The 15,373-nt window shown below is 70.0% G+C and carries 12 protein-coding genes; 3 read left to right on the forward strand and 9 right to left on the reverse strand.

Annotated features, from left to right (window positions below; genetic code table 11):
- Positions 1-26: 26 nt before the first annotated feature.
- Genes A2G96_RS27485 through imuA form a run of 3 tightly spaced genes read right to left on the reverse strand, consistent with a single transcriptional unit; the run spans position 27 to position 5,954 of the window.
- Complete coding sequence (locus tag A2G96_RS27485) at positions 27-3,491, reverse strand: error-prone DNA polymerase (RefSeq protein ID WP_062803323.1); 3,465 nt, start codon at positions 3,489-3,491, stop codon at positions 27-29.
- 47 nt (positions 3,492-3,538) lie between these two features.
- The gene (locus A2G96_RS27490; RefSeq protein ID WP_062803324.1) at positions 3,539-5,101 is read right to left on the reverse strand and encodes a Y-family DNA polymerase; all 1,563 of its coding nucleotides are present in this window, start codon (positions 5,099-5,101) and stop codon (positions 3,539-3,541) included.
- On the reverse strand, positions 5,034-5,954 hold the full coding sequence (gene imuA / locus A2G96_RS27495; RefSeq protein ID WP_062803325.1) for a translesion DNA synthesis-associated protein ImuA: 921 nt from the start codon (positions 5,952-5,954) through the stop codon (positions 5,034-5,036). The genes A2G96_RS27490 and imuA overlap by 68 nt, the downstream gene beginning before the upstream one ends.
- Positions 5,955-6,254: 300 nt before the next feature.
- On the opposite strand from imuA, the gene A2G96_RS27500 reads away from it, so the two are divergent.
- The 3 genes from A2G96_RS27500 to A2G96_RS27510 all read left to right on the forward strand — a co-directional run bounded on the left by A2G96_RS27500 (position 6,255) and on the right by A2G96_RS27510 (position 8,842).
- Positions 6,255-6,542, forward strand: coding sequence for a helix-turn-helix domain-containing protein (locus A2G96_RS27500; RefSeq protein WP_174549330.1), 288 nt, complete (start codon positions 6,255-6,257; stop codon positions 6,540-6,542).
- Positions 6,539-7,858: a type II toxin-antitoxin system HipA family toxin gene (locus A2G96_RS27505; RefSeq protein ID WP_062803327.1), complete on the forward strand. Its 1,320-nt coding sequence runs from the start codon at positions 6,539-6,541 to the stop codon at positions 7,856-7,858. The genes A2G96_RS27500 and A2G96_RS27505 overlap by 4 nt, the downstream gene beginning before the upstream one ends.
- Before the next feature lie 75 nt (positions 7,859-7,933).
- Positions 7,934-8,842 carry a DMT family transporter gene (locus A2G96_RS27510; protein WP_062803328.1) on the forward strand — a complete coding sequence of 303 codons (909 nt, stop codon included), beginning with the start codon at positions 7,934-7,936 and terminating at the stop codon, positions 8,840-8,842.
- Between the two features lie 79 nt (positions 8,843-8,921).
- On the opposite strand, the gene A2G96_RS27515 is transcribed toward A2G96_RS27510, so the two are convergent.
- The 6 genes from A2G96_RS27515 to A2G96_RS27535 all read right to left on the reverse strand — a co-directional run bounded on the left by A2G96_RS27515 (position 8,922) and on the right by A2G96_RS27535 (position 15,333).
- Positions 8,922-11,198, reverse strand: a complete 2,277-nt coding sequence (locus tag A2G96_RS27515; protein ID WP_062803329.1) for a xanthine dehydrogenase family protein molybdopterin-binding subunit — start codon at positions 11,196-11,198, stop codon at positions 8,922-8,924.
- Entirely contained in the window at positions 11,195-12,295 is a 1,101-nt protein-coding gene (locus A2G96_RS27520; RefSeq protein WP_062803330.1) for an FAD binding domain-containing protein, read from the reverse strand. The genes A2G96_RS27515 and A2G96_RS27520 overlap by 4 nt, the downstream gene beginning before the upstream one ends.
- The gene (locus tag A2G96_RS27525) at positions 12,292-12,834 is read right to left on the reverse strand and encodes a (2Fe-2S)-binding protein (protein ID WP_150124271.1); all 543 of its coding nucleotides are present in this window, start codon (positions 12,832-12,834) and stop codon (positions 12,292-12,294) included. Before A2G96_RS27525 ends, A2G96_RS27520 begins: the two co-directional genes overlap by 4 nt.
- Before the next feature lie 53 nt (positions 12,835-12,887).
- Entirely contained in the window at positions 12,888-13,064 is a 177-nt protein-coding gene (locus A2G96_RS33935) for a hypothetical protein (RefSeq protein ID WP_167354400.1), read from the reverse strand.
- Positions 13,065-13,188: 124 nt separating this feature from the next.
- Positions 13,189-14,511, reverse strand: coding sequence for an MFS transporter (locus A2G96_RS27530; RefSeq protein ID WP_062803331.1), 1,323 nt, complete (start codon positions 14,509-14,511; stop codon positions 13,189-13,191).
- A gap of 42 nt (positions 14,512-14,553) precedes the next feature.
- Positions 14,554-15,333, reverse strand: a complete 780-nt coding sequence (locus tag A2G96_RS27535; RefSeq protein WP_062803332.1) for an aldolase — start codon at positions 15,331-15,333, stop codon at positions 14,554-14,556.
- Between the last annotated feature and the right edge of the window lie 40 nt (positions 15,334-15,373).

Below are 15,373 nucleotides of genomic sequence, written 5' to 3' on the forward strand. Positions count from 1 at the left end.
CATCTCCGTCATTGGCGCCGTGCGTCTCAATGAAAATCCCGGCTCCCCACCAGCAGCCGCCCCAGCATCGGGCTCAGGTCCACCAGTTCCTTGGCCACCAGGTGGCGCACGTCGCCCTGGCGCTGCCAGGTGCCGACCACGCCCAGCAGCGTGGCGCCCAGCACCTCCTTGCGCTGGCGCTCGACCAGGTCGGGCCACAGGATCAGGTTGATGCTGCCGGTCTCGTCTTCGATGGTGGCGAAGATGGTGCCGCTGGCGGTGGACGGGCGCTGGCGCACGGTGACGATGCCGCAGGCGCGCACGCGGCGGCCGTTGGCGCAGCGTTCGAGCTGGCTGGCGGTGACAAAGCGCATCGCCGCCAGCTTGTGCCGCAGCAGCGCCAGCGGGTGCGACTTGAGCGACAACCCCAGGCTGGCATAGTCCGCGGTCACGTCTTCGCCGAGGCGCGGCGCGGGCAGCGCAAGCGCGGCTTCGGCTGGCGGCGCCTGGTACAGCAGGTCGCGGTGCGCGGCATGCGCGGCCGCGGCGCGGGCCTGCCAGCGGGCCTGGCGGCGGTTGCCGGCGAGCGGCGCGAGCGCGTCGGCGGCGGCCAGCACGTCGATGTCGTGGCGGTCCAGGCCGGCGCGCAGCGCCAGGTCTTCGACGCTGTCGAAGGCACGCTGCGCGCGCGCGGCCTCGATGCGCAGCGCGGCGGCCTCGCGCATGCCCTTGACCCGGCCCAGGCCCAGGCGCACGCGCGGGTGCGGCGGCCGATCCTGCCGAGTGCTGAACGCATTGGCCGCATTGGCCACATTTGCCGCCTCGGACTCCGGCACCGGCTCCAGCGTGCTGTCCCAGCGGCTGATGGTCACATCCACCGGCAGCACCTGCACATCATGGCGGCGCGCGTCCTGCACCAGCTGCGAGGGTGAATAGAAACCCATCGGCTGGCTGTTCAGCAGCGCGCACAGGAAGGCCGCCGGATGGTGGCGCTTGAGCCATGAACTCACGTACACCAGCTTGGCAAAGCTGGCCGCATGGCTTTCGGGGAAGCCGTATTCGCCAAACCCCTCGATCTGCTTACAGATCGCCAGCGCGAAGGATTCCGGATAGCCCTTGCCGGTCAGCGCGCGCACCAGCGCGTCCTGGTGCTTGCGCAGGTCGCCGCGCCGCCGCCACGCCGCCATCGAGCGGCGCAACTGGTCCGCCTGCCCGGGCGAGAAACCCGCCGCGTCGATCGCCAGCTGCATCACCTGCTCCTGGAAGATCGGCACGCCCAGCGTGCGGCCCAGCACTTTCTCGATCACCTGGTTGAAGTAGACCGGCGGCTTGCCCGTGCGGCGGAAAGCCTCGCGCCGCTTCAGGTACGGATGCACCATGCCGCCCTGGATCGGGCCGGGCCGTACGATCGCTACTTCCACCACCAGGTCGTAGTATTCGCGCGGCTGCAGCCGCGGCAGCATCGATTGCTGTGCGCGCGACTCGATCTGGAACACGCCGATGGTGTCGGCCTTGCAGATCATGTCGTAGGTCGGCTTGTCTTCCTTCGGAATATCCTCCATGCGCGCCGGCAGCCCCGCGCGCGCCGGGTCGATGCTGGGGTTGGGGATCATCTCCAGCGCGCGCCGGATCGCCGACAGCATGCCCAGCGCCAGCACATCGACCTTGAGCAGCCCCAGCGACTCCAGGTCGTCCTTGTCCCACTGGATCACGCTGCGGTCGGCCATGGCCGCGTTCTCGATCGGCACCAGCCGCGACAGCTTGTGGCGCGCGATCACGAAGCCGCCCACGTGCTGCGACAGGTGGCGCGGAAAGCCGCGCAGCTGCGCGGTCAGGCTGGCCCACTGCTGCACTGCCGGGGACTCGGGATCGAGCCCGTAGCGGGCGATCTTGTCGACAAAGCCCGGCCCGCCGTCCCACCATGCCTGGCCCTTGACCACCTGCTCGACCACGCTGGCGTCGATGCCGAGCGCGCGGCCGACGTCGCGCAGGGCGCTGCGCGAACGGTAGGTGATCAGCGACGCCGCCAGCGCGGCGCGATGGCGGCCGTATTTGTCGTAGATGTACTGGATCACCTCTTCGCGCCGCTGGTGCTCGAAATCCACGTCGATATCGGGCGGCTCATCGCGCTCGCGCGACAGGAAGCGGCCGAACAGCAGGTTGGCCTGCTCGGGGCTGACCTCGGTCACATACAGGCAGAAGCACACCAGCGAATTGGCGGCGGAGCCACGCCCCTGGCACAGGATGCCACGCGAGCGCGCAAAGCGCACGATGTCATGCACCGTGAGGAAGAATGGCTCGTAGTGCTTTTCCTCGATCAGCGCCAGCTCTTCGTCCAGCTGCTTGTCCCACTCCGGCTGCAGGCCGTTGGGAAAGCGCTCGCGCTTGCCACGCTCGACTTCCTTGCGCAGGTACGAGATCGGGGTCTCGCCGGGCGGCACCAGTTCCTCGGGGTACTCGTAGCGCAGCGTGCCCAGCGAGAAATCGCAGGTCTGGGCAATCTTCAGCGTCTGCGCCAGCGCCTCGCGCGGGTACAGGCGCGACAGCACCTGGCGCATGCGCAGGTGCTGCTCGGCATTGGGCGCCAGCGCCATGCCGCATTCGTGCAGCGGCTGGCCCAGCCGGATCGCGGTCAGCAAGTCGGACAGCGGCTTGCGCGAGCGCACATGCATGGTGACCGCGCCGGCCGCGGCCAGCGGCACGCCGGTCTGCGCCGATACCGCTTCCAGGCGCGCGCGGTGCAAGGCATCGGCATGGCCCTGCAGTTGCTCCAGCGCGATCCAGGCACGCTCGCCGAACACGGCGCGGCACCACTCGGCCTGCTCCCGCAGCCGTTCCGGCTCGGCGCAGTAGTCGGGCAGCAGCAGCGCCACGCAGCCGGGCATGCCGCGCAGGTGGGCGACGTCGCCGGCCGGCGCGGCAAGGTCTTCGGGATGCAGCCGGTAGCTGCCCTTCTGCGCGCGCCGGCGGCCCAGCGTGATCAGCTCGCTCAGGTTACCGAAACCCTCGCGGTGCTGCGCGATCAGCACCAGCCGCAGCGGCGCCTGCTCCGGGCGAGCGGCCGCGGTCAGGCTGAAGCGGCTGCCGATCAGCAGCGAGAACGCATCGGCGGCGCGCGCCAGCGCCTGCAGCCGCTGGTGGCGGCTGGCGTGGAAGCCGGGATCGTCGTCGCCGCTGCCGAAGGCATCGCCGTCGTCGAGCAGCGGTTCATCGATGCCGTCATCAGCGCCGTCATCGGCACCTTCATCCACACCCTCGGCGCCCCGTGCCGCGCTGCGCGCCACCGCGTCGTGCAGGCGCTTGCGCAGCGTCTCGATGGCATCGTGCGCGCGCGCGGTGCCGGCCACCGAGCATTCATCGGTCAGCGCCAGCCCGCTGTAGCCCAGGCCGAAGGCGCGCTCGATCAGCTCGCCGGGGTGCGAGGCGCCGGTCAGGAAGGTGAAGTTGGAGATGCAGTGCAGCTCCACGTAATCCGGCAACGCCGGCAGCAAACCCGGCAACGAGGCGGACATCGAAGGAGGCAACGAAGGAGGCAACGAAGGAGGCAACGGCGGCGCGCTCATGCGAACAACCCATGCAGGAACCAGCGGTATTCGCCGCCATCGTCGTGCGCGCCATGGCCCGGACGCTCGCGGAAGATCCAGCAGCGCAGGCCGTCGGCGCGCTCGGCGATAAAGTAGTCGCGCGTGGCCAGGGCCCCGTCCCACCAGCCGGCCTCGATGCGCTCGGGCCGGCTCAGCAGCGCCAGCGGGCCGCCGTGGCAGGGCCGGTGGCGCTGCACCGGCAGCGGCAGCGGTTGCGGCAGCAGCCACAGCGGGCGCTCCGGCTGCGGCCCGGGCAGGCTGGCGGGCTTGCCAGCGGGCTCGTCGACCGGGCACCAGCGGTTGGCGCGCTCGGGCCGGTGGTCGGCCAGCGGGCGCGGCTGCAGCACGTTGTCGCGGCCCAGCCGCGCCATCAGCGTATCGAGCAGGCGGCCCAGGTCTTCCGGCGTGCCGCCGGGCTCGGGGAACAGCGCCTCGCTTTGCGGCACGCACGCGGCCATGGCCTCTACGCGCAGCGCCAGGCCGGTCACGGGGGCATGGAAGCTGAGCTGGTCGAGCTTTTCGCGCAGCAGCCGCGACAGGTGCGCGGGATCGCGGCTGGGCTGGGCCAGGCCCAGCGGCACCGGGGTGCCTTCGGTGGCCGCGCCGCGCCGGTAGCGTTCATGTTCCAGCACCAGCACGCAGCGCGTGACGCCGGCCTGCTGCACCGCCAGCCAGCCCGCCAGCGCCAGCAGCAGCCGCTGCGCGCCGGCCAGCACGGCTTCGGCGGATTCGATCCGGCCCGGCAGGTCCATGCGCTGCGCAAACGCCGGCGGCGCCACAAACCAGACAAAGCGTGCCGGCGCCTCGCCATAGGCCTGGTCCAGCCGCGCCAGCAGCGCCGGGCCCAGCCGGCGCGTCAGGCCCGCGCGCGGCAGGCGCCGCACCTCGCCCAGCGTGCGGCAGCCGATGCCGTCCAGCCAGGCCGGATCGGCCAGCGTGTGCAGCACTTCCACCGGCAGGCGGTCGAGCAGCCGGTGCAGGCGCGCCATGCCCACCGCCCGGCGGCCGGGCCGCACCACGCCGCGCCGCGTGCGCCGCAGCGGCTGGCGCGCCAGCCATGCGGCACCGTGCGCGGTCGGACCACACCCCACCTGGGCCACGGTGCCCAGCTGGCGCACGCAGGCACGCACCGCGCGGCACAGCGCGCGATGGCCGCCGAACAGGCGCAGGCTGGCGCTGACATCGAGCATCAGCGTGGCCGACTCCGGCTCCTCGTCGACGGTCACGCCCGGCGTGAAACGCAGCAGCGCCAGTGCCACCGCTTCCATCAGCGCGACTTCGGCAGCCGGGTCGCGCTCCAGCTGCACGATATCGGCCGACAGCGCCTGCACGCCGCCGCGGCGCATGCCATAGCGCACGCCCAGCTGCATCGCCGGGCCATTGGCCAGCACCACTTGTTCGCGCGCCATCACCGCCACCGGCAGCGCATGGTGCAGGGTGGCGGCAGGCGGGCTCGCGGCGGGCGCCAGCTCAGGCCAGTTGGGCTGCAGGGCGTCCAGGGGCAGGCGCGGCAGGTGCACCGCGATCCAGTACGGCATCGGAAGAAAGCTGAGAAGACTGCGCCAGCGGTTCGGGCACGGCGGGCATCGCCACAGTTGCCCCTGCGGGGACCGGCCAGGCGGCCGCGCGCGTGGCCGCCGCCATGCCGTCCAGGCGCAGCAGCAGCGGCGTGTCCCGCACCGGCCCGCGGCGCTTGTGGAAGGTGATCGACAACACGTTGCCGGGCAGCGGTGCCAGCAGCAGCCGCAGCACCGCGGGCGACGACTCGCGCAGCGCCGCGGCCGGGCGCAGCGCCCAGGCCACCGCGTCGCCGGCCTGCGCCAGCACCTGCAGCCGCCGCAGCGCCTCGGGGCGCGCCGCCGGCAGCCACACCAGCACGCCGCCAAAGGCCTGGCTGCGCAGCACCTGTTCGGCGGCCCACAGCATGTCGGCCTGCTGCGCGGCCCTGGCCGCCTCGGCCGGAGCCCGCACCCAGTAGCACTGCCGCGCCGGCAGCCCGGCCGCGGCCAGCCCCATCGCATTGGGCAGGTAAGGCGGCGCCACCAGCGCAATGCGCCGCCCCGCCCCGGCCAGCGTGCGCAGGGCCGGCAGCAGCAGGCGCATTTCCCCCGCGCCGCCCTGCGTGGTCAGCAGTTCGGTCAGGCCGCCGGCCGGCCAGCCGCCGCCGGGCAGTTCCGCCGACAGCGCGTCATACCCGGTCGGGCACACCGCGGCCCCGCCGGCGCGGCCCAGCTGGCCGGCCCGCCACAGCCCGGGATAGCGCTGCTCGAGCGCCGACAGCGCCTGCTGGCGCTCGGCCGCGGCCGGCCGGGCAGGCCCGGAGTCTGCCGGCGCAGGGAAAAGCAGACCCTCCGCCGCCCTTGGCGGGGCTGCGTGCAATGGCGCAGTCATGTGAGGTTAGCGTCGCTCGCCGGCAGGGCGAGGATTTAGGATATTTACGATAACTGTATATTTATACAGTATCGATGACAAGGCAAGGGGTAACGGCAGGAGGTGGAGGCAGCGGCACTGCGGAGCGTCTCGACGATGCGCCGGCGCTTTCGCGCACGCTGGCCTTTGGCCGCAGACGCTGCCATGCACTATCATTCAATAGAATGATTTTTATTAGAAAAAGCTTCTATCGAATGATAAACACGAGGTCGATAACACAGGTATCATTCTAAAGAATGATTTTTCTCATTGACTAATGCTATGTCATTAATCTCCCAATGCCGCCAGTTGCGGGAAGCCAGGGGCAAGAGCCTGGGCGAACTCGGCCGCATCCTCGGCATGGCGGCGCAAAACCTGTCGGCCATCCTGCTCGGCAAGAAGGACAGCCGCGCTTCCACGCTGGAAGCGCTGGCCGCCGCGCTCGATGCGCAGTGGGTGCTGGTGCCCAACGAACGCCTCGCCGAAGTCCGCCAGGTGCTGGAAGGCAAGGGCAGCGGTCCCGACCGCGGCGCCCGCGCCGCGCTCGATATCTTCCTGGATCAGGAATGAGCTACGACCTGCACCCCCGCTTTCTGGAGGTTCGGCTATATGACCGGCTGTGCGGCTACCTGTGCGAGGCCGGCGGCAATGTCCGCTTCGTGCCCGCCGATGAATTCCGCGGCGACACCGACCGCCCCACGCTGAGCCTGTCGATCACCGTGCCAACCGAAGCCGGCCGCCGCGCCACCGCCGAGGTGCTGGACAACCCCTTCCATCCCGCGGTCTACAACACCGGCCATGAACTGCCGCCCTACTTTGCCGGCCTGCTGCCCGAAGGCGAGCTGCGCAAGCGGCTGGAAGCCACCCGCAGCAACCCTGAAGACAAGGACGACTTCGGCATCCTGGCCTCCGCCGGCAACGACCTGCCCGGGGCGGTGGTGGTGCGGCCGGCGGAGATCGGCGCCCTGCCCGCCTATGCCCGCGCCTATGGCGTGACCGGCGGCGCCGACAACCTCGAGATCGCCGTGGTCGAGGGTGCCACGCAAGGGGCCGCGTCGGTGTCCGGGGTGCAGAACAAGCTGGCGCTGTCGACGGTGCAGGACGGCAAGCGCTACACGCTGCCGAGCCACGGCAAGCTGTCCGACATCATCGCCAAGCTGCCGGCCAGGAACGACGACGCGCAGGTGTTCAACGAATCGGTCTCGATGCAGCTGGCGGCCGCCGCCGGCGTGCATGTCGCGGCCACGCGCGTGCTGCCCATGTCGACCATCGCGGTGGAGGGACTGGCCGAGGCTTTGGGCGAGGACCTGCACTACCTTGCCGTCGACCGCTTCGACCGCTCCCCGTCCGGGCGCGTCCATGCCGAGGACGGCTGCCAGATGCTGGGCCGCATGCCGGCGCGCAAGTACGCCAGCATCGACGGCTACGTGCAACTGGTGGCCACGCTGTACCGCCTGAGCCCGAGCGGGGTCGAGCATGTGCGGCAGTTCTTCCTGCGCCAGGCGGTCAATACGCTGATCGGCAACAGCGACGCGCACCTGAAGAACTTCTCGGTGATCTACCCCAACGGCGTGCTGCCGGTGCTGTCGCCGGCGTACGACATCGTCTGCGTGGCCGCGCTGCCCGGCTTTGCCTCGTACGGCCAGAACGTCGCCATCGACCGGCTGCAGCGCGAGGAAACCCTGGCCATGTACGAGGCGATCGCCGAGAAAGCCGGCGTGCCGCGCCGCATCGCCACCGCCGCGGTCAGGGAAGCGGTGGCGCTGGCGCATGCGCGCTGGCCGCGCCTGCTGGACGAGCTCGACGCCCCGCCGGCCATCCGCGAGGTCGTCACCGATCGCCTGGCGACGCTGCCGCTGGCGCGCGCCGCGCGCGCGGGCCGGTAAGTATCCGCGCCGCGTGGCGACACCTGAAGCGCCGCCATCGCGGATAATGCGCCATCCACCCCTCGACCTCGCCCCATGTCCGCCAGCAGCCCCAGCCCCCGACGCATCGACTGGACCACCCTGTTCCTGCTGACCTTTCCCCCGCTCAGCTGGGCCGGCAATGCCATCGTGGGCCGGCTTGCCGCCGGCACGGTGCCGCCGGTCGCGCTGAACTGGGCGCGCTGGGTGCTGGCCGGCATGCTGCTGGCACCGTTTGCGTGGCGCGGCGTGGTTGAGCACCGCGCGGTGCTGCGCCGGCACGCGGGCGTGATCACCGCCATGGGCATCCTGTCGATCGCCAGCTATAACGCGCTGCAGTACCTGGCGCTGACCAGCTCGACGCCGATCAACGTGACGCTGATCGGCGCGTCCACGCCGCTGTTTCTGATCGTGATCGGCGCGCTGTGCTTCGGCGAACGGGTCAAGCCCTGGCATGTCGCCGGCGCACTGCTGTGCATGGTCGGCGTGACCTTCGTGCTGGTGCGCGGCGAACTGGCGCGGCTGGCGCAGCTGGACCTGGTGCCCGGCGACCTGTTCATGCTGGCGGCCACCATTGCCTGGAGCGCCTACACCTGGCTGCTGCGCAAGCAGCGTCCCGCGCTGCCCCTGCCGGTGCTGCTGTTCGCGCAGATCGTCACCGGCGTGCTGGCCAGCGCGCCGGTGACGGCATGGGAACTGCTGACGCTGGAGCAGCCGCTGCAATGGAACGGCAAGGTCGCGGGCATCCTGCTCTATGTGGCGACCATCCCGTCGCTGCTGGCCTACTTTGCCTGGGACCGCGCCATCGCGCGCGCGGGCGCGCAGCTGCCGGTGTTCTTCATCACGCTGACGCCGGTCTTTGCCGCGCTGCTGTCGACGGTGCTGCTGGGCGACTGGCCGCGCTGGTACCACGGCGTCGGCCTGGCGGCGATCGCGGCCGGGATCTGGCTGGCGCAGCGGCGCTGACGCGCCGGGCTCCGCTCAGCGCGCCCCCTCAGCGCGCCCCCTCAGCGCGCCCCCTCAGCGCGCCCCCTCAGCCGCCACCTCAGCGCGCCATGACCTTATCCGGCGTCATCGGCGTGCTGCGCAGCCGCCTGCCGGTGGCGTGATAGATCGCATTGCTGATCGCGGCGGCAACGCCCACCAGGCCGATTTCGCCCACGCCCTTGGCGCCCAGGCTGCTGACCACGCGGTCGTCCTCGTCGACGAAGATCACGTCCAGGTCCTGGATATCGGCGTGCGAGGCGATGTGGTACTCGGCAATATTGCGGTTCATGAAGCGGCCGAGCGCATGGTCGCTGTGCGTTTCCTCGTGCAGCGCCTGGCCGATGCCCCACACCATGCCGCCGAGGATCTGGCTGCGCGCCGTCCTGGGGTTGATGATGCGGCCCGCCGCCACCGCGCTGACCACGCGCGTCACGCGCACGGTGCCCAGCGCCTCGTCGACGCGCACCTCGCAGAACACGGCCGAATGCGCGGCGCGCGTGTATTGCTTCTGCTTGATCAGATTGGGCAATTGCAGGAACGATGCCTCGATCTGCTCGCGCCGGGCCGCGGCCAGGATGCCGGTCAGTTCCAACGACACGCCGGGGCTGGCGCGCAGGCTGACCCGGCCGTGCTCGAACACCAGGTCTTCGTAGCGCGCCTGCTCGAAGCCTGAACCTTGTATGCGCCGCGCCATGTGCCACAGCATCCGCCGCAGCTTGTCGCACACGCCGTCGACCGCGCTGCCGACCGTCGCCACGTGCGACGAGCCACCTTCGACGGGCGCCACCGGCAAGTCCGAATCCCCCAGCACGAACCTCACCTGCTCCAGCGGCAGGCCCAGCGACGCGGCGGCGATCTGGCTCATCACCGTCAGCGTGCCGGTGCCGATGTCGGTGGCGGCGCTGGCTACCTCGAGCCGGCCGTCGGCGTGGAACACCGCGCGGGCGCGGCTGAACATCTGCAGCGCGTCCCAGGTGCCGCTGGCCATGCCCCAGCCGATCAGCTCGCGGCCATCGCGCATCGAACGCGGCTGCGGCGGCCGCCCGGCCCAGCCGAACCGTTGCGCGCCTTGCGCGTAGCACTCGCGCAGTGCCTTGCTCGAGAACGGCAGGCCGCTGGCGCCGTCGCGCTCGGCGTAGTTTTTCAGCCGCAGCGCGAGCGGATCCATCCCCACCGCATAGGACAACTCGTCCATCGCCACCTCGATCGCATGCACGCCGTGCGCGGCGCCCGGCGCGCGCATGTCGGCCGGGGTGGGCTGGTCCAGGTCGACCAGCTGATAGTCCTGCCGGCTGTTCTCGGACGCATAGAGCTGCGTGGACCAGTTGACCACCACTTCGACGTAGTGCTCCATGCGCGAGGTCTCGGCCACGGCTTCATGGATCAGGCTCATCAGCCTGCCCTCGGCATCGGCGCCCAGCCGCACGCGCTGCCAGGTCTCGGGCCGGTGGCAGAAGGTGAACATCTGCGGCCGCGTCAGCACCACCCGCACCGAGCGCTCCAGCGCCAGCGCCGCCATCACCGCCAGGATCAGCTGGTACTGCGGCCGCAGCCCCGAACCGAACGCGCCACCCACGTATTCATTGCGCACCGTGACCTTGCGCTTGGGCAGCCCGAACACGCGCGACACCATCCAGCGCGAATTCTGCGAGCCCTGGGTCTTGTCGTAGATGGTCAGGTGGCCGTCGCCGCCGCGGACCACCGTGGTGGCGTGCATCTCCATCGGGTTGTGGTGTTCCACGCCGCTGTAGAACTCGGCGTCGACCTGATAGGGAGCGCGCGCGAAGGCGGCGTCGGCATCGCCGCGCGCCCTGGGCGGGCCGGAGTAGCCCGCCTTGAAGCGCATCGGCTTGCCGGCGCGGCCGAGGTGGTCCAGCAGGCTGGTCTCGTGCTGCCACGCCTGGTAGCGCACGCGCACCAGCGTGGCGGCATGGCGCGCCGCTTCGAAGGTCTCGGCCACGACCAGCGCGACGGGCTGGCCGCTGTACCAGATGCGCGCGTCGTGCAGCGGCTTGAACGGCGAACCGGCGGGCGCGACCATGTCCTTGTAGAACAGGTCGAGCGAACGCATGCGCGGGCGGCGCTCATGGGTCAGCACCTCGAGCACGCCCGGCACCGCCAGCGCCGCGCTGCAATCGATCGACACGATACGTCCGCGCGCAATGGTGCTGTTCACCACCACCCCGTGCGCGAGGTCGAAGGCCGGATGCTCGGCGTAGCGCGCGGTGCCGGTGACCTTGGCCACGCCATCGAGGCGCGGCACCGGCGTGCCGATGCCGACCGGGCCCGTGCCGGGCCGTGCGCGCGGCGTACATTGCGGGAGCGGATCGTTCATGGCTGCTCCTCCTCGCCGAAGGCGTCTTCGCCGGTATTGCTCAGCACGCCGGCGACTGCCATTTCCAGCGCGCGCACGATCGCACGCTCGGCCAGCGCGATCTTGAAGCTGTTGCCGGGCAGGCTCTCGGGCACGGCCGGCCCGCCCCAGGCGCGCGCGTCGCGCAGCAGGAAGCGGGCCGCCGAAGCAAAGTGTTCCGCGCTGGCGGGCCGGCCCTGCAGCAGCGCCTCGGCCTCGGGATCGCGCCACGGCTTGTGGGCCACGCCACCCAGCGCCAGCCGCGCGGCGCGCACGGTGCCATCGTCGGCGAGATCCAGCGCGGCGGCCACCGACACCAGCGCGAACGCAAACGACGCGCGCTCGCGGATCTTCAGGTAGCAGGCATGACGCGCGAACCCGGCGGCGGGCGGCAGCACGATATGGGTAATCAGTTCGTCGGGGCGCAGCGTGGTGTCGATATGCGGCCGGTCCTCCGGCAGCCGATGGAATTCATCGAACGGAATCTCGCGGCGGCCGCTCGCCGATGCCACGTGCACCACCGCGCCCAGCGCCGCCAGTGCCACGCACATGTCCGACGGGTGCGTGGCGACGCAATGCTCGCTGGCGCCGAGGATGGCATGCTGGCGCGCCAGCCCGGCCGCCGCCGGGCAGCCGCTGCCGGGCTCGCGCTTGTTGCAGGGCACGCCCGGATCATAGAAGTAATAGCAGCGCGTGCGCTGCAGCAGGTTGCCGCCGTTGGTCGCCATATTGCGGATCTGCGCCGAGGCCCCGGCCAGGATCGCCGCGCGCAGCAGCGGATACTGCGCGCGCACCAGCGGGTGCTGCGCGGTATCGGCGTTGCTGGCCAGCGCACCGAGCCTGAGCCCGCCCTCCGCCGTGGCCTCGATCATCCGCAGCGGCAGCTGCCTGACATCGACCAGCGCGGCCGGATGCATCATGCCGCCCTTCACCAGGTCGATCAGGTTGGTGCCGGCAGCCAGGAAGTGCGGCGCGTGGTCGTCGCCAAGGCTTAGCTCGCCGGCGTCCCGCTGCGCCGCGGCGATCGCCTGCAGCGCCGCTTCCACCGTGGCCGCGCGCTCATAGCGGAACGGGTTCATGATGGCTCCTGGTCGCGCTCGGTCAGCCCGGCGACTTCGGCGATCGCCTCGACGATCTGCGCATACGCGCCGCAGCGGCACAGGTTGCCGCTCATGCGCTCGCGGAGCTCCTGCCGGCTTGCCGGCGGATGCTCGTTCAGCAGGCCCAGCGCCGAGCACAGCTGTCCCGGCGTGCAATAGCCGCACTGGAACGCGTCGTGGTCGATAAAAGCCTGCTGCAGCGGATGCAGCGCGCCCGTGTCGCGATCGGCCAGCCCCTCCACGGTGGTGATATCGGCGCCGTCATAGGACACCGCCAGGCACAGGCACGACTTGATGCGCCTGCCGCCGACCAGCACCGTGCAGGCGCCGCATTGGCCGTGGTCGCAGCCCTTCTTGGTGCCGGTGAGCTGCAGTTGCTCGCGCAGCAGGTCCAGCAGGATCACCCACGGGGCCAGCAGCAGCTCGTGGGTGATGCCGTTGATGTGCAGCGTGGTGGGGATCTGTTGCAGTGCGCCGGCCTCGGATGCCGGGGGAGCAAGCGGGTCTTCCAGTGCCATGGGCGCCTCCGCTGGTTCACGTTCTGGGGAGAAGTGAACGAAGGCAGCAAGCGTCATGCCATCGGCTTCGACGGGTTCACCACGTTGCATCCGGCGAGCGGCACGTGCTGCCGTGATGGCCGGCTTTGCAGATATTGCCGCCGGCGCCGTGCATGAATTACCGCAGTGCCGATCGACCGCACCGGCAGCAGCGCGCTATGCACCAGCGCCGCGTGCAGCGTGCCGCGCACTTGCCGGCTATGCCTGCTCCCCGACCCCGAGCGGGCGCGTGCTGCCGCTGTCTAGTCTGGACGATGCCCAGCAAAGTCCGGTCGGACTTGAGCCAGAAGTAGTAGTCGATATGCGCACCGGCCTTCATACCCGTCCACCCTTTGCCAGCGGGACCGCATGCCTGGCCACGTTGGCATCGCGCATCAGTGCCGTGCTGACGAAGGCGATCACGCTAAGCGCACCCAGGTACCAGACGATGTATGCGGGATCGCCGCCGCCATGATTCAACAGCGACGTGGCCACGATGGGCGCCAGGCCCCCGCCGATCGCACCGGACACCTGCACCGCGATCGAGATGCCGCTATAGCGGACCTCGGGCGGAAACTGGGCTGAGAACAGGCTGCCTTCAGGGCCGTACAGGCAGGCATAGACGAGACCGATCGCAATCGCCATGGCAATCGTGACATGGCCTGCATCGAGCGTTTGCAGCAGCGCGAAGAACTGCGGCGCAAAGACCAGGATCCCCACGGTGCCGGCCATGAATACCCACTTGAAGCTGAAGCGGTCACCCAGGATGCCGAACAGCGGCATGGTGAACATCGCGACCGCGGCGCCCCACACCGTGGCATCGAGCATCACGGTCTTGGCTATGCCGAGCGTGCCCGTGGCGTAGGCCAGGGCAAAGGTCACCACGGTGTAGAACCACGTGACTTCTGCCAGGCGGCCGCCGACCACGGTCAGGACCTGGCGCGGATAGCGGCGCAGCACCACCAGCGCCGGCATCTCGACCTTGTCGCCAGACTTTTTCATCTGCTCGAAGTCCGGCGATTCGCTCACCTTCGCACGGATGAACCAGCCTACCGCCAGCAGCACCACGCTCGCCAGGAACGGCACGCGCCATCCCCACGTCAGCATGTCCTGCTCCGGCAGCGTCGCGACCATGCCCATCGCCAGCGAGGACAGGATCAGGCCTGGTGCCACCCCTGCCTGCGGCAGGCTGCCAAAGAAGCCCTTCTTGCCTTCGGGTGCGTGCTCGACGGCCATCAGCACCGCACCGCCCCACTCGCCCCCGACCGCGACGCCCTGCAGGAAGCGCAGCAGCACGAGCGCGACCGCAGCCCAGTAGCCGATGCTGTCATAGGACGGGATCAGGCCGATCAGGATGGTCGGGATGCCCATCATGAACAGCGTGATCAGCAGCATGGACTTGCGTCCGACCCGATCGCCGAAATGGCCGAAGACGATGCCACCCAGCGGGCGCGCGAAGAAGCCGACCGAGTAGGTGGCAAACGCCGCCAGGGTCCCGGTCAGCGGATCGAAAGAGGGAAAGAAAATCTTGTTGAAGATCAGGGCCGCGGCGGTGCCGTAGAGGAAGAAGTCATACCATTCGATGGTCGTGCCCATCATGCTGGCCAGGCCCGCCGTGATGTAGTGGCGGCGCGAGCGCGTGCCTTGTTGCGTGGTCATCGTCTTGTCTCCTTGTCTGTTCTGATGCGTGCTGCCTGTGCGTCACGGCTTGACGTACGGCGCGATGCCGTGCGTCTGGCGCGCCCAGTACGCGAACGTGGAGTTGACGATGGACGGCTTCAGCAGGTAGTCGCGAGCCTCCCTGGCCAGTTCGTCATCGACCGGCGTGAGCGCGCCGAAAGCCTGCGCGCGGATCTGCATTCGGGCAGCGCGCTCGAGATAGACGGACAGGTAGGTCGCCTCTTCGCAGGTCTTGCCTGCGGTCAGATAGCCATGGTGCGCGAGGATGATCGCGCGCTTGTCACCGAGCGCTTCCGAGATGATCACGCCCTCCTGGTCTGCGATCGGAACTCCCGGCCAGTCGCCGAGGAACGCGCAGTCGTTATGCAGGGGGGTCATGTCCATCTGCGCGATGACCAGGGGCTGGCGCGCGGCAGCGAGCGCGCTGGCCCACGGCGAATGGGTATGGATGATGGCGTTGACGTCCGGCCGGGCGTCGTAGACCCACAGGTGGAAACGCGTCGCCGGATTGGCCATGCCGCCGCCGCTCAACGTGTTGAGATCGCGGTCGACCTCGATAAAGTCCGCCGGCGTCGCTTCGTCGAAGCCGAGCCCGAAACGCAGCGTCCAGTAAGCGCCCGGTCGTTCGGAGCGGACACTGATCTGGCCCGCCAGGCCGGCTTCCTGCTCCGTCATGGCCAGGATGCGGCAGGCATAGGCCATGGTCTCCTGCGTGGTGCGCGACTGGCTCGGCAGGTGCTTCGCCATGTCGCTGGACGCGCGCTGGTCGAAATACGACTTGTCTCTGAGGGGGGCGTTCATACTGGTCTTCTCCGGGTTTTCCCTGCGACGAGAGGTCGAA

It is taken from the genome of Cupriavidus nantongensis, from assembly GCF_001598055.1.
Classification (GTDB): domain Bacteria; phylum Pseudomonadota; class Gammaproteobacteria; order Burkholderiales; family Burkholderiaceae; genus Cupriavidus; species Cupriavidus nantongensis.

Coding starts and splice junctions, on each gene's coding strand:
- A2G96_RS27485 (WP_062803323.1), bottom strand. CDS start 3,491: ATGTCCGCCTCGTTGCCGGGTTTGCTGCCGGCGTTGCCGGATTACGTG.
- A2G96_RS27490 (WP_062803324.1), bottom strand. CDS start 5,101: ATGCCGTACTGGATCGCGGTGCACCTGCCGCGCCTGCCCCTGGACGCC.
- imuA (WP_062803325.1), bottom strand. CDS start 5,954: ATGACTGCGCCATTGCACGCAGCCCCGCCAAGGGCGGCGGAGGGTCTG.
- A2G96_RS27500 (WP_174549330.1), top strand. CDS start 6,255: ATGTCATTAATCTCCCAATGCCGCCAGTTGCGGGAAGCCAGGGGCAAG.
- A2G96_RS27505 (WP_062803327.1), top strand. CDS start 6,539: ATGAGCTACGACCTGCACCCCCGCTTTCTGGAGGTTCGGCTATATGAC.
- A2G96_RS27510 (WP_062803328.1), top strand. CDS start 7,934: ATGTCCGCCAGCAGCCCCAGCCCCCGACGCATCGACTGGACCACCCTG.
- A2G96_RS27515 (WP_062803329.1), bottom strand. CDS start 11,198: ATGAACGATCCGCTCCCGCAATGTACGCCGCGCGCACGGCCCGGCACG.
- A2G96_RS27520 (WP_062803330.1), bottom strand. CDS start 12,295: ATGAACCCGTTCCGCTATGAGCGCGCGGCCACGGTGGAAGCGGCGCTG.
- A2G96_RS27525 (WP_150124271.1), bottom strand. CDS start 12,834: ATGGCACTGGAAGACCCGCTTGCTCCCCCGGCATCCGAGGCCGGCGCA.
- A2G96_RS27530 (WP_062803331.1), bottom strand. CDS start 14,511: ATGACCACGCAACAAGGCACGCGCTCGCGCCGCCACTACATCACGGCG.
- A2G96_RS27535 (WP_062803332.1), bottom strand. CDS start 15,333: ATGAACGCCCCCCTCAGAGACAAGTCGTATTTCGACCAGCGCGCGTCC.